Below are 19,521 nucleotides of genomic sequence, written 5' to 3'. Positions count from 1 at the left end.
TCAGGTCGAGTTCAATCTATACCGCGGAACATAAGGTGACCTTATGCTCGATGTACGCAAACTGCGCTTACTACGTGAACTGGCTCATCACGAGACCATCGCGGCGGTGGCGCAGGCCCTCGTCTACACGCCGTCGGCGGTGTCACAACAGCTGGCCGCCCTGGAGCGCGAGGCAGGCGTGCCGTTGCTGGAACGGACCGGACGCCGGGTCACGCTGACACCAGCGGCGCTCGCGCTCGTCGAGCGCACGGAGACCATCCTGGCAGTGCTCGAGCAGGCCACCGCCGACCTGGCCTCGATTCGGACCGAGTTGACCGGGACACTGCGCATCGGCGCGTTCCCCACGGCCGTCCGGACCATCCTCTCCCCCGCACTTGTCGCGCTGAGCAGCGCATATCCACACCTGGAACTGCGGGTGACCGAACTGGATCCGGCACTGGCGCCCGACGCGCTGCGCGCCGAGCGGCTGGACGTCGCCCTGGTGCAGGACTACGACTACGTCCCGATCTCCACCGACCCCGGCCTGGAGACCGAGCCGCTGGTGGAGGAAACCGTCTTCCTCGCCGCACAGTTCGCCGCCCCGCTTTCGGCGCATCGCGAAGCCGTTGGATTGCAAGCACTCCCGGCACACTGTGTCACACGATGACCCTACGGGCGTGCGAGGCGGCCGGATTCACGCCGCGCATCCGCCATCACGCCGACGACTTCGGTACCGTGCTCGCGCTCGTTGCCGCCGAACAAGGGGTCGCCCTCGTCCCGGAACTCGGCGCGCTCGAATGCCCGTCCGGAATCATCCTCAACCCCCTGCCGACTCGACGACGGACCCGCCTGGCCTACCGACGCGGCACCGGGAACCATCCCGCGGTGCGAGCCGCACGGCACGCACTGTTGCAGGCGGCGGGGCGCTGACCGTCAGCGCAGCCGATATCGACTGGTAGGCACCAGATCCAGGTTTCGGTCGCCGCCGAAGGTGGCGACGCTTGTCATCAACTTGCCGATCCGGCGCGCGAGATCCGCATCGTCACCGCCACTGCCGTAGAAGGCGTGCGGATCGGTGAGCGCTTCGATCGGGAACAACTCTTCCACGATGCCCGCGATCACGGGCGCGTCGGGTGTGGCCGGTCCGGTCACAAGATTCTGCACATAGCCGAACGTCGCCTGGGTCTCGATGGCGATCGGGGTGTGGGTGCGCCAGCGGTCCAGCCACTCGGCGTGCGACAGGTCATCCGGTTTGCGCAGGAACGCGAGGTTGGCCAGCCCCGGCGAACGTTCCAGCGGGACGACAACCGGCGGGACGATCGGCGTCACCTCCTCGACGTGCCAGCCCACCACCTGCCCGGCGACCGAGTTGAGCACCTCCGCCGCCCTCGCGGGAGCCTGCTGCCATGTCCACCAGATGCCGACGACCGCCTGCACCGGCGCATCGAACGTCGTGATTCGAAGCATCGCGTTCGCCACATCCGCGTCGGAGATATTGACCTGCACCGCGTCGGCCCCGATCAGCCGCCGCGCGAGGTCAGCCGTCACGAGATCACCGGCACCCCACAGCGCGAAGATCGATTTCATCACAGTCCGCTTTCGAGAACACGTTTCACTTCGCAGAGTAGCTCACCCCGCAGTGGCGCACCGTGACTGCATGGCCTCGGACAGCCGTACCCACCCAGGCCCAGGCTTGCCAGCGATCGCGGCCGCGCCGGCACCTGACGGACCACGAGCAATCGAAGCCACGGGAGCGGCCCGGGTGTACGCCTGTCGTATTACCTGTTCAAGCGCCCGTTTGACGCACAGGGGACCGGGTAATAGCGCCGGGTACCACCCCTACACAGGAGAGGTTCCACATCATGAGGATTACGCGCGGTGCGAAGCTCATCCGTCTCGACGACAACCAAGTGGCGGTACAAGTCAAGGTGATCCGACGCAGCCCCGTGGCGTACGCGGAGATCGAGCCGCGCGGTGGCGGACATCGCCGCGCGATCCTGTTACAGGAACTCGAACGGGACTATCGGCTCGAACCAGGACTGGCAATGGATCAATAGCATTCGCTGATCCGGACCCAGCACCGATCCGGACCCCAGCACCGCCTCCCTCGTACTCGCCCGTGCACGCCCCAGATCGAACTGACCGCGATCGCCTGGCCGGATACCTGGGCGAGTCGGCGGCCAAGTGGAACCATGCGAAACCCCGACGCTCGCCACGCGAGCGCCGGGGTACGTTCGGGTTCGGCGACGAGATGGTACTTCGGCCGCGGGAGACCGGCTAACGCTTCCATGTCCGCCAGGTGCAGGCGATCGGCCCGACGACGAACACGTAGGAGATCACCGCCGCCAGGGCGCAGCCGCCGACGAAGACGAGCGCCCAGTCGTAGGAACCGGTGGAGTCGACGAGATAGCCGATGATGATCGGCATGGTGATCGCCGCGACGGCGCCGAAGCTGTTGAAGACACCGCCGCCGAGTCCGGAGATCTCTTTGGGCGAGTCATCGGACATGACGGCCCACCCGAGAGCGCCGAATCCCTCGCCGAAGAACGAGAGCGACATCAGCGCGACAACCATCCAGGAATCCTCGACGTAATTGCACAGAATGATCGAGCTGGCCAGCAGCAGCCCGGCGATGATCGGGATCTTGCGGGCGGCGGACTGTGACAGGCCCGGGCGCAACAGAACATCGGAAATCACGCCACCACTGAGGCCACCGATGAATGCGCAGATCGCCGGAAGCACCGCGATGAAACCCGCCTTCAGAATGGACATGCCGCGCGTTCCTGGACGAGATACACCGGAAACCAGGTGAGGAAGAACCCCGTAATGGCGGTGATGAAGAACTGGCCGAAGAAGATGCCGAGAAGCATGCGATTGGACAGCAGCAACGTCAGGTAGCGCACCTGGTCACCACCACCCGTCCGAGGTGCGGCGCCGGGCTGGTCCATGTCGACCAGCGCGCCGCCCTCCTCGAGGTAGGCGATTTCGTCCTCGGACAGGCGCGGGTGCTGCTTCGTGCCGTAGATGCGTCTATTCCGCCATCGGCGATCGCCTCACTTACATCGGCGGACTCCCCACCGCGGTGATGTTCGCCCTGCCGTACCTCGCTTTGGGCGTCACCACCTATTCTTCGGCGATCGTCACCTTCGTTCCGCAATTCGCGCTCGACTTCTACTCCGCGCTCCGGCGCGGCGACAGCGCCTTTGTGATCAACGCGCTCAACGAGTTCGTGATCCCGTACTGCAACCTGTGCAATCGCAAAGAGGGCTACGCGGTCAGCATCATCAAGGGTGGCAAGAAAGTCATCGGCCGCGACGCCGGTCCGATCCGAACCCCTGACCGATCTCGACGATATCGAACTCGCCGAACTGGCCGACCTCGTCAAGAAAGTGAGCTGAGATGACCACCGCACCGACAGTCACTCTCACCGGCGTCAACCTCATCGGCAACGACGACGTCGCGGCCGCCGGCCCCGCATTTCGCGCGACCGATCCAGCGTCCGGAGTTGCCCTCGAACCCGTCTACCACCAGGCGTCCGCAGCCGACATCGACCGTGCCACGACACTCGCCTGGGCAGCATTCACCACCTTCCGGCAGACCACGTCCGAACAGCGGGCCGCGTTCCTCGATTCCATCGCCGAGGAGATCGAGGCGCTCGGATCGACGTTGACCGAGCGAGTCCATGCCGAGACCGGCATCCCTACCGCCCGCATTCTGGGCGAAACCGGCCGCACGACAGGACAGTTGCGCATGTTCGCCGACGTGGTCCGGGAGGGTAGTTGGACGCACGCGCGCCTGGACACCGGTGACCCCGACCGCGCCCCCCTACCGAAGCCCGACCTGCGCCAACGCGAGGTGCCGGTGGGACCGGTGGCGGTATTCGCGGCAAGCAATTTTCCGCTGGCATTCTCCGTAGCGGGCGGCGATACGGCCTCTGCCCTGGCTGCCGGAGCGCCTGTGATCGTCAAAGGGCCTTGGGGACAGGTGCTGATCTGCACCATCGGGTACGCCACGACTGGCTGGTTCGGCTACGTCACCTACGGCTCGAGGCCGACGATCCGCAGAACAGCGGAGCACCGGTGGGTTACTGCGGTCATCGTGCGATTATGTCCACCCAGGGATCTCGGCTCTGAGGCCGTCGACGAGTTCGGGCACCTTCTGTACCCGACGGCCGTAGAAAAACGGGATCGGAAGACGGCGCTGGAACGCGCAGCCGGGCCGCTGACACCACCATCAAATGCCGACCGCACCACCCGAAAGAGCGTTGAGCAAGCCGCCGAACAGGCTGCCGAAAAGGTCGCCAGCCGACGCGCACGCCTGGGAGTCGACCCGTCGAAACCGCGCATGACCGACCCATACACCGACGAGAACGAGACCACAGCGGCCCGCGATGACTCGGCACCAGAGCCCACCAATTCCTCCGCGCCCGAATGGGAGCGGCACATGCCGCCGCCAGGGCACAACTACAGCCAGAGGCACCGGCGCGACCGTGGCTTCGAGCGCTGACCAATCGTGGCGCGTCCCGAAAGTGTCGGCGGAGACGGAGTATTCGACCCGGGACTATTCGCAGTAGCTCCGTGTCCTGGACTGCGACATGCCGGACCGACTTGGACCGGGACACCTCTGCGTCAGGGCGAGACCCGCACGTTGGTCACTGTGCTGTCGTGATGGGTCCGAATCGGCGGCGGTATGCGGTGGGGGTCAGCCCGATTCGGCGGCGCATACATGCCCTGAGGTTGGACGCGGTTCCCAGTCCGCTGGCGCGGGCGACACGGTCGAGGTTCTGTTCGCCGCGTTCGAGCAGTCGGCACGCCAGCGCGACGCGTTCGGTTGTCAGCCAGGCCAGGGGTGTGGTTCCCAGTTCGGCCTGGAAGCGGCGGTGCAAGGTGGCGGGGCTGACCGCTGTGCGGGCGGCGAGGTCGGCGACGGTCATGGGCTGGTCCAAATATGTTTGGGCCCAGGCGAGTACGGGTGCCAGAGACGTGTCTTTCACACCGGCAATGGGGCGTTCGACGAACTGTCGTTGTCCTCCGTCGCGGTGGGTGGCGAAGACCAGGCGGCGGCTGACCGCGGTCGCGATCTCGGTGCCGTGGTCGCGACGAATGAGGTGCAGGCCGAGGTCGAGCGCGGCGGCGCTGCCGGCGGCGGTCAGCACGTCACCGTCGTCGACATAGAGGACGTCCGGCTCCAACAGCACCTTCGGATAGCGTGCGGCGAATCGCTCGGCCCACCGCCAGTGGGTGGTGGCCCGACGCCCGTCGAGAACCCCGGCCGCGGCCAGTGTGAACGCCCCGGTGCAGAAGCTCACCAACCGCGCGCCTCGCTCCGCGGCCTGCTGGACGGCCCGAATCACTAGCGGTGAGCACCCCGCCTCCGGGTCCGGGCGATTCGGCACGATCACGGTGTCGGCCGTCGCTGCCGCGTCGAGCCCAGCCACCTCGCTCAGCGTGAACAACCCTCCATGCATCTGCGCCGCACCACCCTCGGCACACAGCCGGAACTCATACCACGGTCGGCCCAACTCCGGGCGCCGCAGTCCGAACAACTCGGTCGCGACGCCCAACTCGAACGGGTTCGAGCCCTCGTCGACGATCACCACAACCCGATGCGAGGATCCACACGACATATGCGATTTCTAGCACTTCCCTGGTCGAGGCGCATCAATGACGATGGCACGGTGAGCAATGAACCAGTCGACCTGCACGCCGCGCTAGCGGCCTTCGATGACTTGTGGGCACCGCGGATCGCTGCCAGGGTCAACGACTACGACGTCCGCATCGCTAAAGTGGCCGGCGAGTTCACCTGGCACCGTCACGACGACACCGACGAATTCTTCCTCGTCCTCGACGGAGAACTACGAATTGCCTTGCGCGACAAGCACAGCGAACGCACCGTGACTCTGCCCAAAGGTTCCCTTTTCGTCGTCCGCCGCGGTGTCGAGCACAAACCGTCCTCCGCCAGCGGCGCATCCATCCTGATGTTCGAACCCAGCGGCACCCCCAATACTGGCGACCACCATGAACAACTGCCCGAACACATCACGACCACCACGGGACACGCGCTCGACTGACACGGACACGATGCGATCATCCGGCTTCTGCATCGAACCAACCATCTTCACCCGCGTTGTCGACCCGTCCTGGGAAATTGCGCAGAACGAGGTGTTCGGCCCGGTGCTGGTGATCACCCCGTTCGCCACCGACGAGGTGGTGATCCTCAAGCACATGACCCGGGTCTGGGCTGAGACCGGCGGAAGCTGGACGACCTACTTCACCCGGGAAACCCGCCGTGACTCAACGAGGTGAGCCGGAGGAATTCAGACCAGTTGAATACGGGGTCGGGATCTGGTTGTGTTCGTGCCGGATTGCTGTGTATTGGGCCCAGTCTCGGGCGGCGAGGGCGGCCCATCGGACTGCGGTCTGCGGGGCCAGGCCGAGGAGATCGGCCAGGACGGGGGCGGGCATGGCCGCGGCGAGTTGGAACAGGGCGGCTTTGCGGGCGTCGCTGGGTTGGATACCGCGGGCGACGAGCTGGGAGCGCATGGTTTCCCTGGTCAGGTGCTTGCCGGGGACCCCGCCGGGGAACAGCCAGTTGTCGGGTCTGCTGATGTAGGAGGCCCATCCGGGGCGGGTGAGGTGGTCGCGGACGAGTTGGTCGAGGGGTCCGGGGAGTTCGATGGGTGCGGTGTCGAAGGTGACGGTCACCGTGCCGGGACCGGCGGTGATCTGGTGGGCGCGCATGCGGCAGATGCGGGACAGGGGTTGAGCGAACAGCAGCGTGAACAGCCCGGCGATGCGGATGTTGAGGCCGATCGTGGTGTCGTGGAGCAGGGTTTCGACGTGGTCCCAGCGCTGTTCGTCGGACAGTGTGACCTCCGGCAGCTCTATCGGAGGTCGCGGAATGCCCAGCTGCGATGTCACGCCGACGCGGCCGGTCCATTCGATGAACGGCGCCAGCATCTCGCCGTGTCCCGGATGGTCGACCAGGTAGACCTCCAGCACCGCCTGCGTGAGCTGTGACAACGCGAGGTCGCGGCGCTCAAGCCAGGTGAGGAACTTGATCGCGGTCAGGATCGCCGTGGCTGTGCCAGCGAATTTTGACAGCGGATGTCGGTGAATATCAACGGCACTTGGGTGCCGAATCGGCGACGTGTATCGGTGAATGCCGACAGCGCCTGGCGTTGAGCGTGCTGGGCGGACGGGGTGCAACAACGGTCGACGAGTGCTGGGAAGTTCGGTGTCGTCGGCCTTGATACAAACCCGCTTTCGGAACCGTCGGCGGGCGGGTTTCCGGGTGTTTGCCGGGCTCAGCGTCGGCGGCTGCCGGGCAGGTGTCGAGTCGAGCCAGTTCGGCGTGGAAGTCGGCTTCGATTCGTTCGGCGAGAGGGCGCGGATCGTGTTCGGCGTATCGGTGGGGAGTTGGAGCGCGGGCCGGAATTGCTGGAACAGGCGGCGATCCGGCTTTGAGACGTCACTTCGTCCAAGCGTGCTCGATATCGGGTTTGGCGGCCACGCAGTCGGCGCAGATGTCGAACCGGCGGTTGCCGTGGATGCCGCGCCATCAGGTGCAGTTCGTCTGCCACCAGCCGGTTGGGAGCCGATTGTCGGGTTACTCTCTTCTGCGATGGTCACCGCCAGATGATGTGGCTGGGCACCAGGGGTAGATAGGCGGTCGGGTAGCAATGGCCTTGGGGACAGGTGCTGATCTGCACCATCGGGTACGCCACGACTGGCTGGTTCGGCTACGTCACCTACGGCTCGAGGCCGACGATCCGCAGAACAGCGGAGCACCGGTGGGTTACTGCGGTCATCGTGCGATTATGTCCACCCAGGCCATGCGCATCACCGTAGTCCAGTGGTTCGGCTGCTTGCTGCTGTTCGAAGCCGAACTGTTTCGTGCCGAAGAGCTCTGCTCGCTGGGGAGTCCAGAAGCTGGATCGAGGAGTGCGCGGACACGGCGTTCGCCACCGCGACATCGTGGCTCGAACGCAGCATCGAGATCGAGGTTCATCCGGAATCGCTACCCGAGCTGACTGAAGTATTGAAGGCTGCGCACCGCGATACCGTCGAATCTCTGAGATCGACTTCGGCCGCGAATCACCCCGTACCGGCATACCGGTGGCGGCTACCCGCCGCGGTCTATGCGGCCGGATGGGACGCGCTCGACCGCAGGTGGCTGTCCGGCAGCAACCTGCGAGGTGAGCCCGTCGCCGCCTCGTGGGAATTCGAAGACCTCATCAGCGAACTCCGAGGTCATGGCGTGAGCCGAGTTGTGCTTTATCACCCGGCACCCCGCCTCTGCTGCGAAACGGATGTAGAACTCCTGGCGGAAAGACGCTTCGACTGGATGGAGGTGGAAGGCCATCTGACAATCCCCTCCCTTGACTGGATGGTCACGCTGGACGTCTACGGTTCCTGGGAAGCGTTCGGGCGGTTCGCGGAAGCCTGATCTCGGATCGCATGCACGGCACTGAGCCCCCGCGCGGGCCGCCGGCCTAGATGCCGCGCCACCTGATCTCCGGACCTCCGCAGCCGCTCCAACTCCTCGTCCGCGAGCACCCTCGTCGCCACGAACCGACCCTCCAGCACGCCGACCAACCCCGTTAAGCACCAAACACCATGCGCCGCAGTCAGAACCAGGAAACGCCCTGACCAGCGGCTATCCCAGCTTCGTTGTTCTTTGCGCGGTGACTACCGGAACCCCATTCCGACAGCGGGACCGGTGCCGGCTCAGCTTTGGAGCTCAAGCTCTGGCTGGTCGGCCGACTCGTCGGCGGGCGCATCAGCGTCGGAAACCGTCGCTTCGGCTGCCGGCGCGGCGGCGCGGTCTCGGGCGGTGCGGGCCAGCCGGTAGGAGTCGCTGCCGGTCTCGATGATCTGCCCGCCGAACGTCAGCCGGTCCACGATCGCGGCGCACAGTCGCGGCTCGGTAAATGTCTTTCCCCAGCCTGAGAACGGTTCATTCGACGCGATCGCAACGCTGTTCTTCTCCTCCCGCTCCGTTAGAACCTGGAACAACAGCTCCGCGCCGCGCCGATCCAACGCCATGTATCCCAGCTCGTCAAGGCAAAGCAGATCGACCCGGCCGTAGCGGGCGATCGTCTTCGACAGTTGCTTCTCGTCGGCGGCCTCGACCAGCTCGTTGACCAGTTTGGTGGCCAGGATGTATTTCACGCGGTAGCCGTGCATCGCGGCTTCGGTGCCCATCGCGATCAGCAGATGGCTCTTACCGGTGCCCGAGTCGCCGATCAGGCACAGCGGTTGGCCCTTCTTGACCCATTCGCAGGAGGCGAGGGTGTTGATTGTGGCCGGGTCGACGTTGGGGTTGGCGTCGAAGTCGAACGCTCGCAGCGACTTGTCACGCGGGAACCCGGCGGCGCGTATGCGCCGCTCCGAACGCCGCCGCGCCCGGTCGTCGCACTCGGCTAACAGCAGCTCGGCCAAGTAGGCGCGATACGACATCTGCTCGCGGGTCGCGGACTCGGTGATCTCGCCGAACTGCTGGCGGATCGTTGGCAGCCGCAGCATCCGGCACGCCTGATCGACCGCCGCGTCGGCGGCCTGCTCGGTCATGCCGTGGCGGCGCGGCGTCGCAGAGCCGGTGAGGGTGGTCATTTCGAGGTGGTCCCTTCCTTGGTTGTGGGTCTGGGGATTCGGAGAAGCTGGTCGTAAGCCGCGACCGACGGCAGGGGCCTAGCGTCGGGCGGCAGTTGCGCGAGACGGCGCGCGGTCAGCGACGGGATCGTGTTCGGCTCCGGGGCGTCCAGCTCGACCGGCGGCGGGATGTCGTCGGCGATCCGGCGGGCTTCCAAAGCCACCGCGTCAGCGGTGAGCGCCCCGGCGGCCAAGGCGGCTTTCAACCCGGCGAGCACCTGGTCGTGGGGCATGTGGCGGTGCAGCAGCAGCACCTCGACCAGGGCGCGGGTGCCTGCCTGATCGCCGTGGGCCTTGCGGGCGGCGGCCCACCATTCGTCGTGGGTGGCGGTGAACGTGCCCGCCGCCCACGCCTGTTCCAACGCGGTCGCCCCGGCCAGCGCGCCGGGCTTGCGCAGCAGCCCTTCCAGATAGTGGTCCAGCGTGAACCGCGACTCGCTCTTGCCCGGCAGCCGCTCGTGGCGGGTGGCCTCGGCGCGGCCGTCATAGACGACCAGGTGCGAAGCGTGCAGATGGACGCGGACCTGGCGGCCGATCAACCGCACCGGCACGCTGTATCGGTTGGTGCGCACCGTCACCAGCGAATACCGGTCCACGCGAGGCGTGAACCAACGGCCGGTCTCGAACGGCTCCTCCGGCAAAGGCCGCAGTAGAGGCTTCTCCACGGCGAAGTGCTCGCCGATCGTGTGCGGACGGGCGCCGATCCGGCGGGCATCGTCGGCGATGTCCCAGGCGTCGACCATCGCGTTGAGTTCGCCGATGGAGTCCACGCAGGGGACGGGGACCATGTGATTGCGCCGGTACCAGCCGATCTGGCCTTCCACACCGCCCTTCTCATGCGCCCCCTCGATGCCCGGGCGGCAGTAGAACGGATCGAACCCCACGTGGGAGTGATAGGCGGTCCAGCGTTCGGTCTCGTCCCGCAACCGGCCCAGACCCACGACCCGCGACACCGCAGCACTGAGGTTGTCGTAGCGGATTTTGCCGAACGGCACCCCGCCCAACACCTGAAAGGCGTGCTCGTGGCCCTCCAGGAACGCCTCCAAGCCTCCGGACAGGGAGCAGCGGTGAACGCTCTTGCCAGAGAACGACAGCCGCAGCGCGAACAGCCACACCACGAGTCGTTTGCCGCGCAGCTCAATGGTGACGTCGCCGAAGTCGACCTCGGCTTCCTCGCCCGGCCTGTGCGTCTGCGGGATGAACACCTCCGCCGGGCCGCGTCCGGCCTCAATCCTGATCTGCGGCTTGCGTTCGGCGACCCAGTCCCGCAGCGTCTGATACGACACGTCCGTCATGGCGTGCTCGTCGATCAACCGGGCGTAGATCCGCTTCACCGTGTGCTGCTGCTTGCGCGGCGCGTCCAGATCCGCGCGCAACATCGCGTCGATCACCGACTTGAACGGGTCCAGCTTCGACGCCCGCGACGGATACCGCTTGCGCTCCTCCGGGAACGCCGATGTTAGCGCGGCCTTCACCGTCCGATAGCCGACCTTGTGTTTGCGCTCTAGTTGCCGACCCGACATCCCGGCCCGTGAGTCACGCCGGATCGCGGCGTACAACTGCACCTTTGATTGACCAGACGGCACCGGCCGGAATCTCCTCAGGAACGAAACAAGTTGCGAGGCAACCGAATCTCAGCGGCCACTATGACGGGCCGACACGGCGCTGTCAAAATTCGCCGATACCAAGTTCTCCCGTCAGGTAGTGCTGTCAATGTTCACCGTCCGGTGCTGTCGGAGATCACCGATGTAGTCAGGCGCCGGAGGCGTGATCGACATATAGCGGCAATACTTCGTCAGCTCAGTTGTTATAGCATGGCGGATATTGTCGATAGAATCGTTAAGCTATCCCGCATGATCGACCCGACGAAACTCAGGCTGCTGATCGCACTGCACGAACGCGGCACCGTGCATGCCGCGGCCTCGGTCTTGCATATTTCGACATCGGCAGCATCACAACAGCTCGCCACACTCGCGCGTGAGATGGGTACGGCGTTGACAATGCCCGACGGACGCCGACTCAAGTTCACCGACGCCGGGAGTGTCCTCGTCGACCACGCCTACCGGGTTATCGCGCAACTCGAACGCGCTCGATCCGATGTCCAAGCGGCAGCCGGCGGGGAACTCGGGACGATCACGATGGGTTCGTTCCCCTCGACGATCTCCTCGCTGCTCATTCCCGTCGTAGACATCCTGCGGGAACGACACCCCAGGCTGCGGATAAATATCCGGGAGATCAGAACTCCTGACTATTCGGACGGGCTCGCCAGTGGCGAACTCGACATCGTCGTCGGCATCGAGGCAGACGGTGCACCCTCGGTCGACGATCCTCGATACACCCGGATCGCGTTGGGCAGCGAAGTCATCGACATCGCTATACCCGCCAGCCACGACCTGGCCACAGATAACCCAATCGACCTCGCTGCCCTCCACAAGCAGCAATGGGTCGGCACCATCGTCGGTGACGCGTGTGACCAGATACTCCGGTATGCCTGCCAATCGGCCGGTTTCACCCCGAGGATCCGACACCGTGCCGGTGACTGGGCAGCGATCTTGGCGATGGTGAAGGCCGACATGGGAGTAGCGCTCGTTCCCCGTACTGGACGATTGCCGATACCCCATGGCGTCATCATCGCTGCGACCCGGAACCCCGAGATACGGCGCCACCTCCACGCTGTTGTGCGACGAGGCACCTCCACGCGTCCCGCGGTGGCGTACTGTCTCCACGCACTGCGGGAGGGAGCTGGAAACTTGGACAGATCCCAGCACGGTGGGCAGCGCGAACTGGCCGACTTTACTGCGGTCTGTCATCCCGTGTCAGGCGCCATCCGCGAGGCTGGGCAACCTGCCCGCACACACCCACCTCACCCTCGCAACTTCCATGCATAGAGCGGCTATCGACAAGTGGCCGGACGTGGCCGGTAGACCAGAGGACACATGTGTTTCACGTCACCGATCACGACGCCGCCGTGATGGTGGGTGGGGTAGCGGTCGAGCAGCGCGTTGTCGGTCAACGCTATACGGGACCTCCTCAGCTCTCGGATACGGCGATCAGTGGGTAGACGCCGTTCTCGTCGTGGACCTCCTGCCCGGTTACCGGAGGGTTGAACACACAGATCATGCGCATCCGGCTGGTGACCTCCAGCCGATGATGCTCGTGTCCATCGAGCAAATACATCGATCCGGGACCGAGTCCATAGCGGACCTGGTTGTCGAGATCGACGAGAGTGCCCTCGCCCTCGATCAGCCACACAGCCTCCACATGATGGCGGTAGTGGAATTCGTGTACGGTACCGGCCTCGATGGTGGTCTCGTGAAAGGAGAATCCGACACCGTCGCCGCCGAGCACGATACGTTTACTGCGCCAGCCGGCACCGGCGACATCGCGCTCGGTGCCGGTGATTTCCGCCGTGGTGCGCACGATCATCTCAGTTGCCTCCCCGAACAGTATCCACCGCGTGACGCGGAATTCCGAGACCGTGATCAAGTTCGTCGTCGGTGAGCGGCGGTAGCAGTTTCACCACCTCATCCTGGGCACACGAGGTCTCCACCAGCACTCCTCGTTCGAAGGCGACATGGCACACCCTGCCCGCGTTGATCACCGCGGCCGGCTTGTCCAGACCGGACGAGGAATCGTCGAGCACCCGCTCCATCCATTCCGACTCATACGAAGAGTCGAGGTAACCGACGTAGGGCATCGGCGTGGAATGCACCAGCGGCACACCTGCGCCGGTCCGCTTGGCAGCATTGCCCGTAACCGACAGCGCACCGAGCGTCATTCCGTGAAAGCATTCGTGAAGTTGCGAATCGCGGTTCGTCCGGTTACCTCGCGAGCGAGCTTCAACACCGCTTGCGCACATTCGATTCCAGGTCTCGAAACAGTCATGTTCGCAGTGGTCATCATTAATCCTCCTGTGCTGCGTGTGTCAGATCCAATGGCGACGTATCCTTCCGAGGGAACGGCGTAGTCCTCGCCGATGTCCGATACCATCCAGCAATCAGTGCGGGGATTATGATCGCCAGCGTTGCGATGGTCCACCGTTGCGTGTGGTCGTCGCTGACTGCCATCAGTATGACCACCGTGGCAAGAAATCCCAGTGTGGCTATACCTGTGTACGGCGTTCCGGGCAGCCGAAATGATGGGCGATCGGCGATTCCCTTGCGCGACAATCGCCACAGTTGCAGCTGGCAGAGCACGATGGCGGCCCACGTCGTAATGGTGCCCAGCGAGGAGATGTTCAACACGATCTCGAAAGCTTTGCCGGGCACGATCGCATTGAGTACGACTCCGCACAACGCGATCAGGCCGGTCAACAGGATACCGCCGTAAGGCACCCCGGCACGCGACATCCTCGACGTGAACGATGGTGCGCTGCCGTTGACCGCCATCGACCGCAGGATCCGCCCGGTCGAATACAGTCCAGCGTTCAGGCTGGAGAACGCTGCGGTGAGCACGACAACGTTCATGATCGTGCCCGCACCACTGACTCCCAGCTTCGAGAAGAACGTCACGAACGGGCTCGTCCCGGACGCGAAGGCTGTGTAGGGCAGCAATAGTCCGAGTAGGACGAGTGATCCGACGTAGAACACCGCGATCCGGGCGATAACCGAATTTATCGCGCGCGGCATGATCTTCGCCGGGTTCTTCGCCTCACCCGCCGCAGTGCCGACCAATTCGACTGCGCCGTAGGCGAACACCACGCCGGTAGTAGTCGTGACCAGCGGCAGGACCCCGGTCGGGAACAAGCCACCACTGTGCGAAATCACAGAGAGCCCCGTTGGCAGACCGTGGATGCCGAATTGGCCGACCAGGATGATGGTCCCGACAACGAGGAAGGTCACCAACGCGATCACCTTCACCAGCGCGGCCCAGAACTCGAGGACACCGAACCACCGCACCGACACCATATTGATGCTCAACATGACCGCCAACGCAATCAGGGCGATCACCCACTGCGGAACGCTCTGGAACGGAGTCCAGTAGCGGACATAGGTGGCGATCGCTGTAGCGTCGGCTATCCCGGTCATCGACCAGAGGAGGAAATACATCCATCCCACCACGTAGGCGAACTTCTCGCCGTGGAATTCACGAGCGTAAGATACGAACGACCCTGACGAGGGCCGGTGCAGCACAAGTTCACCGAGGGCCCGCAGAATGAAGAATACAAATACTCCACAAACCCCGTACACGAGAAACAGTCCCGGGCCCGCGACTGCCAGCCGCCCCCCGGCGCCAAGGAACAAGCCGGTGCCAATGGCGCCACCAATTGCGATCATCTGCAGTTGCCGCGATGTGAGGGCTTTGTGATACCCCCCATCCTCCGCTTGTAGAGCGGATTCTATATGCGTATGTCGAGTGCGACGAGATATAGTCATGAGTCAGTCTTTCGCGCGATTATCAGTTTCGGCAGATAACGAACCGCTATCCAACGGCCCAAAGATTCGCGGGGTCACGGAATCAGTTCTGATCGAACGGCTGGTCGTAAGGGATGAAAGGTCGCCACATAATTCGCCGAGATCAGGCACATGCGGGTGTTACCGGTTGACGGTGTTGTCGACCGCTACTTGTGCCTCCGTCGGCAGCCACGCGGCGGAATCACGAGCCTGTCGAGCCTCCCCGACAAGGCCTGTTGCCTGAATTCGGGGCCAGACGACGCCGCTGCGGATGGAGTCGAGGCGGTAGTCGGTGACCGTGCAGTCGAACAACCTGGCTCCGAGAAGGTATGCCTGATCGAGGGCGACGGTGTCTTGGCTGATCTCGCCACGCGAGTTGGCGACACCGTGTACGACGCCGACGAATTCGTGGCGCAGATAGCGGGCCAGCTCCTGCAGCTGAGCGATGACCCCCAAGCTCGCACCCGGATAGTTCTCCTCAGAGCTGATTGCGACAGCTATCCGCTTGTGCATCAGGCACGCTTTGATCTCGTCCGAGTTCGGGTGATCGGCCGTGGTGTAGCAGAAGATTCGGTCGATAAAGATCTTGAGCTGACCCGCGACGCCATACCAGTAGAGCGGTGTCGCAAAGACGAGTGCGTCCGCGCGGACAACCTTGTCACGGAGTAGCGATTCGTACTCGTCATCGATGGAACATCGTCCGTCCGCACGGCGGCATGTTCGGCAGTCACGTAGCGGAGTTGTGACCACGTCGCTGAGATCGACGATGTCCACTTCGTAACCGCGGCTCGCCGCTCCGGCCAGTACCACTTCGGCCAGGAGACGGGAGTTGCCGTCTTTGCGGGGGCTCGAGCTCAACGCGAGGACTTTCATGAGGCAATAGTCGGCCAGCTCGGTTGTTAGCACAAGGCGGATATTATTGACGGAATCGTTAAGCAATCTCGCATGATCGTGCCGACGAAACCCCCGCTGCTGGCTCCCTGTACAAACGCCCAGGGTCGCTCTTCGCACCAGAGAGCACTTCGGCCGCGTGCCAGACCTTGATCGCGTTCGGTGTGACCGGCACGGCCTGTGGGGTCCAGATGGCCGAAAAGTGGCGGTAGCACGTCTACCGCAGATAGTTTCCGGAGCCAACCGGAGTATGAGGAGCATTCGCCCAGGTCAGGCTTCAGACTACCGCATATAGCCTGCGGCTATATGCGGTAACTCCTTAGCGCCGGATCGGGCAGATTTGCTACTCGACCCCCGGAACGGCGCACCGACATCCACCAAGGATTCCTCGACGGTACGCACTGGGTGGACCGGACGTGCTGTTTGCGCCCTACGGTCCGGTGGACAAGGCTGGATGGTGTGGGGCGTGATGACGCTCGGGGTGCGGTGTACACCGATATCGCGGAAACGTTCGACGCGGTGTTGTCGAGCGCCGAGCGCGAACGAGCCGAGCGCGGTGAGGTGCCGTGGCTGGATGAGGTGATCGCCGAACTCGCCTCGATCACCACTCAGGCTCATGATCTGGTCGTGCTGCACGCGGTCGGCGGCATCATCGCCCAGCGCGGCTACTACTCGATGGCGGATTTGGCAGCGCTCACCGACGCCGACCCGGCCGCGGTGCGCCGTGTGCTGGCCGAGCTACACGCACGCCACTTCGGCATCCGCTGACCGGAGTACGCCCCGGCCGGTGTCTATTTGGGGTATGTCGGCGGCGCCTACATCTGCATGACCAATGTCACGAACCTATACAGGCGCCCTCTCCCCGAATCGGGGCGGATGTCGATCTGGTGGGTCGCCAATCGTAGGTGTAGGCGAGCCGAATACACCCGGCTCGCCTATTTCTGATTGGAGATCGTGTCGGTGTGTAGGCAGGTTTGGGTTCGGTTCGGCTGCTTGGAGTCGAGCACCCCCGGTGGTCATCAGTGCTCACGCCCTACCCGCATGCCTTTTCCAGCGGGCGCGGTGGCTCTACCTCCGGTATATCGGGTAGCTCTCACTGCAAACCGAGGTGATGGCACCAAAGTCTTCACCATTACAGGGCGTCTCGCGCGCGAAGCCCTGCTGCCGTGACGAATCCGTTGGCCGAGCTTCTCAGGCAGATCAGTCGAAAAATGGAAGACCTGTGCTTTCGAGGAGCCGTCGGTATCAATCGTGGTCTGTACAGCACCTCGGGTGGGCTTCATGACATGAACTCTCACGTTGGAGCCGAGGACGATAACGGAGGACCATGGATCCGGCCCACCATCGAGCACGAAAGCTCCCGCCTCACACCGCCTGACGGTCGACTCGACCGTGATCTCGTCGCCCCGAACTCGTTCGGCCGTCACGGAGATGTCCTACACGCTGGCAACGTGCCGGAGTCGGGTACACCGCTGTATCGGGGTGTTGCGCGTCTGCTGCCGGACGGGACCGTGAATCCTGCCTACCGACAGGCTGTTTCCGGTGTCGCGGCACCACGTGGTGCCGCGGACTTGTCGGCCGAGGATCACATCACGCAGGTCCGTGCACGGCACAGTGATTCCACGTCGTGGACCCGGGACCGAACCACCGCGGCGGTCTTCACCAATGGTGACGGTGTCATCCTCGAATGGCGCACCGGTCTGCCACCTGATGGTGCGTTGTGGCGATTCAAACCGACCTGGGATATCGATGGCGATCTATCCCAAGTCCTTGTGCAGGGCACCCTGACCGATGCGCGTGCGGTGCGCCACTTGGCGTAAGGGCGCAAGGAGTAACCACAGGCGCGCGGACACCCGCAACCCTCATCGGTGTCGCCGGGCCTTGGTCTCGACGCCCGGTCGAGGTGTTTGTTTGGGGTATACCCCAGTTTGACACGGGCGACATCCCGCCCACCCAGGAACCTCGGAGTTGGTCGGGCGCGCGATTCGCAATGCGGTTCGCACTCATGGACTGCCCGAAGGAACATTCGGGCTGATCCACGGGCCCGGACATGAAGTCGGCAGCACGCTGGTCACCGATCCGCGGATCCGCGCCGTCGGCTTCACCGGCTCTCGACAGGGTGGACTGGCGTTGATGTCGGCCGCGGCGGCCCGGCCGGTGCCGATCCCGGTCTACGCGGAGATGTCGAGCGTCAACCCCGTCTTCGTGTTGCCAGCAGCGCTCGCCGAGCGGGGCAGCGAACTCGGCGCGGCCTACATCGCGTCGATGAATGTCGGCGTCGGTCAGTTGTGTACCAGTCCAAAACTGCTGTTCCTTGTCGACGGGCCCGGAGCGGACGACTTCGTCCAGTCCGCCACCGACGCTGTCGCGGCCACCGTGGCCGCTCCGATGCTCTCGCCCGCTCTCGCCACGGCGTTCGCCCAGGGCGTCAGCCGCGTCACCGACAACACGAACGTCACAGTTGCCGCCCGCGGAACTGAAGACGGTCGGCTCGCCGCCCCGGCTATCGCGCAGCTTTTCGTCACCACCGCCGAACAGTTCCTCGCCGATCACCTGCAGGACGAAATATTCGGACCCGCTTCAATGATCGTGCGGATCGGTGCCGCCGGCCTGCTCACGCGAATCGTCGAGGGCTTGGAAGGTCAGCTGACGGCGACCGTGCACGCGGCACCCGCCGACTACGAGATGGCGCGGCCACTGCTCGACCACCTCGAATTGCTCGCGGGCCGAGTGTTGTTCACCGGTTGGCCCACCGGCGTCGAAGTCGGCCATGCCATGGTCCACGGTGGCCCGTTCCCCGCGACATCAGCGCCCGCGACGACCTCGGTGGGAAGTCGCGCCATCGAACGCTTCCTGCGGCCGGTCGCCTATCAGAACGTTCCCGAAGAGCTGCTGCCCACCGAACTACGCACCGACAACCCACTCGGAATCCCGCGCCGGATCGACGGCACACCGCGCAGCACCGACCAGCCCCATGCGCACCGACTCGAGCCATCTCCCGGCAACGACGCCACACCACCAGGAGCACACCGTGCCCACCTCGGCCATCTCGACGAAGCCGGCCGACGCACTGTCGGCTCCTGACGCCGCGCTGACAGCCTTCACCCCGGGCGCGGCGACTCTCGACCGGATCGCCCAGGTAAAGCTGTCCTCGAGTGTGCTCTCGCTCCCGAACCCGATCAGTGATGCGAAAGTCTTGACCGGCCGCCAGCGACCGATGACCAAGGTGGTCTTCCTCTTCGTCGAGATCCGAACCGACAGTGGCCATGAAGGTATCGGATTCAGCTACTTCGAGCGCGCGGGCAGTCCGGCGCAGTTCGCCCACGCCAAGGAAGTCGCACCCGTCCGGATCGGTGAGGATCCCAGCGATATCGCCAAGATCTGGACCAAGCTGCAGTGGGCCGGCGCTTCCGTCGGCCGCAGCGGTGTCGCCACCCAAGCCGTCGCCGCCATCGATATCGTCCTGTGGGACCGCAACGCCAAGCGCGCCGGCCTGCCGATGACGAAATTACATGGCTCGCATCGTGATTCGATCAAGTCCTACAACACCTCCGGCGGATTCCTGCACACCCCCATCGAGTAGGTCAGCGATAACGCGACCGCTC

At 64.5% G+C, this 19,521-nt stretch carries 21 protein-coding genes and 3 pseudogenes; 13 read left to right on the top strand and 11 right to left on the bottom strand.

What is annotated here, in order from left to right:
• Positions 1-43 precede the first annotated feature (43 nt).
• Positions 44-909 (top strand): annotated as a pseudogene (locus AB0C34_RS19015) (LysR family transcriptional regulator).
• Positions 910-912: 3 nt separating this feature from the next.
• Here the strand turns inward: AB0C34_RS19015 and AB0C34_RS19010 are convergent.
• Positions 913-1,566 carry a hypothetical protein gene (locus AB0C34_RS19010; protein ID WP_357074237.1) on the bottom strand — a complete coding sequence of 218 codons (654 nt, stop codon included), beginning with the start codon at positions 1,564-1,566 and terminating at the stop codon, positions 913-915.
• A gap of 275 nt (positions 1,567-1,841) precedes the next feature.
• On the opposite strand from AB0C34_RS19010, the gene AB0C34_RS19005 reads away from it, so the two are divergent.
• Positions 1,842-2,036 carry a hypothetical protein gene (locus tag AB0C34_RS19005; protein ID WP_357074234.1) on the top strand — a complete coding sequence of 65 codons (195 nt, stop codon included), beginning with the start codon at positions 1,842-1,844 and terminating at the stop codon, positions 2,034-2,036.
• Between the two features lie 220 nt (positions 2,037-2,256).
• On the opposite strand, the gene AB0C34_RS19000 is transcribed toward AB0C34_RS19005, so the two are convergent.
• Together AB0C34_RS19000 and AB0C34_RS18995 are read right to left on the bottom strand one after the other, a co-directional pair.
• The gene (locus AB0C34_RS19000; RefSeq protein ID WP_357074232.1) at positions 2,257-2,751 is read right to left on the bottom strand and encodes an MFS transporter; all 495 of its coding nucleotides are present in this window, start codon (positions 2,749-2,751) and stop codon (positions 2,257-2,259) included.
• Positions 2,739-2,927 (bottom strand): hypothetical protein, encoded by a 189-nt coding sequence (locus tag AB0C34_RS18995; RefSeq protein ID WP_357074229.1) that lies wholly within the window; start codon positions 2,925-2,927, stop codon positions 2,739-2,741. Before AB0C34_RS18995 ends, AB0C34_RS19000 begins: the two co-directional genes overlap by 13 nt.
• Before the next feature lie 80 nt (positions 2,928-3,007).
• On the opposite strand from AB0C34_RS18995, the pseudogene AB0C34_RS18990 reads away from it, so the two are divergent.
• Together AB0C34_RS18990 and AB0C34_RS18985 are read left to right on the top strand one after the other, a co-directional pair.
• Positions 3,008-3,377, top strand: a pseudogene (locus AB0C34_RS18990) (dihydrodipicolinate synthase family protein); the annotation flags it as partial.
• Position 3,378: 1 nt separating this feature from the next.
• Positions 3,379-4,485, top strand: coding sequence for an aldehyde dehydrogenase family protein (locus AB0C34_RS18985; protein WP_357074226.1), 1,107 nt, complete (start codon positions 3,379-3,381; stop codon positions 4,483-4,485).
• Positions 4,486-4,630: 145 nt separating this feature from the next.
• Here AB0C34_RS18985 and AB0C34_RS18980 read toward each other — a convergent pair whose 3' ends face one another.
• On the bottom strand, positions 4,631-5,605 hold the full coding sequence (locus tag AB0C34_RS18980) for a helix-turn-helix domain-containing protein (protein WP_357074223.1): 975 nt from the start codon (positions 5,603-5,605) through the stop codon (positions 4,631-4,633).
• 51 nt (positions 5,606-5,656) lie between these two features.
• Between AB0C34_RS18980 and AB0C34_RS18975 the strand changes: the two genes are divergently transcribed.
• A complete protein-coding gene (locus AB0C34_RS18975) occupies positions 5,657-6,049 on the top strand; it encodes a cupin domain-containing protein (RefSeq protein ID WP_357074220.1) in 393 nt (130 codons plus the stop codon).
• Between the two features lie 10 nt (positions 6,050-6,059).
• On the top strand, positions 6,060-6,284 hold the full coding sequence (locus tag AB0C34_RS18970; protein WP_357074217.1) for an aldehyde dehydrogenase family protein: 225 nt from the start codon (positions 6,060-6,062) through the stop codon (positions 6,282-6,284).
• Here AB0C34_RS18970 and AB0C34_RS18965 read toward each other — a convergent pair.
• A complete protein-coding gene (locus tag AB0C34_RS18965) occupies positions 6,273-7,001 on the bottom strand; it encodes a hypothetical protein (RefSeq protein WP_357074215.1) in 729 nt (242 codons plus the stop codon). The two genes, AB0C34_RS18970 and AB0C34_RS18965, sit on opposite strands and share 12 nt — an antisense overlap.
• 199 nt (positions 7,002-7,200) lie before the next feature.
• Here AB0C34_RS18965 and AB0C34_RS18960 point away from each other — a divergent pair, with 199 nt between their 5' ends.
• Positions 7,201-7,620 carry a hypothetical protein gene (locus AB0C34_RS18960; protein WP_357074212.1) on the top strand — a complete coding sequence of 140 codons (420 nt, stop codon included), beginning with the start codon at positions 7,201-7,203 and terminating at the stop codon, positions 7,618-7,620.
• A 618-nt stretch (positions 7,621-8,238) separates the two neighbouring features.
• Positions 8,239-8,427, top strand: a complete 189-nt coding sequence (locus tag AB0C34_RS18955; RefSeq protein ID WP_357074209.1) for a hypothetical protein — start codon at positions 8,239-8,241, stop codon at positions 8,425-8,427.
• Between the two features lie 281 nt (positions 8,428-8,708).
• On the opposite strand, the gene istB is transcribed toward AB0C34_RS18955, so the two are convergent.
• Complete coding sequence (gene istB / locus AB0C34_RS18950) at positions 8,709-9,593, bottom strand: IS21-like element helper ATPase IstB (RefSeq protein WP_357074206.1); 885 nt, start codon at positions 9,591-9,593, stop codon at positions 8,709-8,711.
• A complete protein-coding gene (gene istA / locus AB0C34_RS18945; protein ID WP_357074203.1) occupies positions 9,590-11,218 on the bottom strand; it encodes an IS21 family transposase in 1,629 nt (542 codons plus the stop codon). Before istA ends, istB begins: the two co-directional genes overlap by 4 nt.
• A gap of 267 nt (positions 11,219-11,485) precedes the next feature.
• Between istA and AB0C34_RS18940 the strand changes: the two genes are divergently transcribed.
• Positions 11,486-12,520 (top strand): LysR substrate-binding domain-containing protein, encoded by a 1,035-nt coding sequence (locus AB0C34_RS18940; protein ID WP_357074200.1) that lies wholly within the window; start codon positions 11,486-11,488, stop codon positions 12,518-12,520.
• A 142-nt stretch (positions 12,521-12,662) separates the two neighbouring features.
• On the opposite strand, the gene AB0C34_RS18935 is transcribed toward AB0C34_RS18940, so the two are convergent.
• From AB0C34_RS18935 to AB0C34_RS18920, 4 genes and pseudogenes are all read right to left on the bottom strand, one after another.
• The gene (locus AB0C34_RS18935) at positions 12,663-13,058 is read right to left on the bottom strand and encodes an ectoine synthase (RefSeq protein WP_357074197.1); all 396 of its coding nucleotides are present in this window, start codon (positions 13,056-13,058) and stop codon (positions 12,663-12,665) included.
• Between the two features lie 169 nt (positions 13,059-13,227).
• Positions 13,228-13,484, bottom strand: a pseudogene (locus tag AB0C34_RS18930) (diaminobutyrate--2-oxoglutarate transaminase); the annotation flags it as partial.
• A gap of 50 nt (positions 13,485-13,534) precedes the next feature.
• Entirely contained in the window at positions 13,535-15,007 is a 1,473-nt protein-coding gene (locus AB0C34_RS18925; protein WP_357074194.1) for an amino acid permease, read from the bottom strand.
• A 159-nt stretch (positions 15,008-15,166) separates the two neighbouring features.
• A complete protein-coding gene (locus AB0C34_RS18920) occupies positions 15,167-15,931 on the bottom strand; it encodes a flavodoxin family protein (RefSeq protein ID WP_357074191.1) in 765 nt (254 codons plus the stop codon).
• A 444-nt stretch (positions 15,932-16,375) separates the two neighbouring features.
• Here AB0C34_RS18920 and AB0C34_RS18915 point away from each other — a divergent pair, with 444 nt between their 5' ends.
• The 4 genes from AB0C34_RS18915 (at position 16,376) to AB0C34_RS18900 (ending at position 19,499) form a co-directional block, all read left to right on the top strand.
• Positions 16,376-16,684, top strand: a complete 309-nt coding sequence (locus AB0C34_RS18915) for a hypothetical protein (protein ID WP_357074188.1) — start codon at positions 16,376-16,378, stop codon at positions 16,682-16,684.
• A gap of 518 nt (positions 16,685-17,202) precedes the next feature.
• Positions 17,203-17,736 carry a hypothetical protein gene (locus tag AB0C34_RS18910; protein WP_357074185.1) on the top strand — a complete coding sequence of 178 codons (534 nt, stop codon included), beginning with the start codon at positions 17,203-17,205 and terminating at the stop codon, positions 17,734-17,736.
• A 148-nt stretch (positions 17,737-17,884) separates the two neighbouring features.
• Positions 17,885-19,000 carry an aldehyde dehydrogenase family protein gene (locus AB0C34_RS18905; protein ID WP_357074182.1) on the top strand — a complete coding sequence of 372 codons (1,116 nt, stop codon included), beginning with the start codon at positions 17,885-17,887 and terminating at the stop codon, positions 18,998-19,000.
• Positions 18,948-19,499: a hypothetical protein gene (locus AB0C34_RS18900; RefSeq protein WP_357074179.1), complete on the top strand. Its 552-nt coding sequence runs from the start codon at positions 18,948-18,950 to the stop codon at positions 19,497-19,499. The genes AB0C34_RS18905 and AB0C34_RS18900 overlap by 53 nt, the downstream gene beginning before the upstream one ends.
• The last annotated feature ends 22 nt before the right edge of the window (positions 19,500-19,521 follow it).

This window comes from Nocardia sp. NPDC049220, from assembly GCF_040647855.1.
In the GTDB taxonomy this organism is placed as follows: domain Bacteria; phylum Actinomycetota; class Actinomycetes; order Mycobacteriales; family Mycobacteriaceae; genus Nocardia.
Note: the sequence above shows the minus strand (reverse complement) of the source record. Positions and strands in the feature narration are given on the sequence as shown.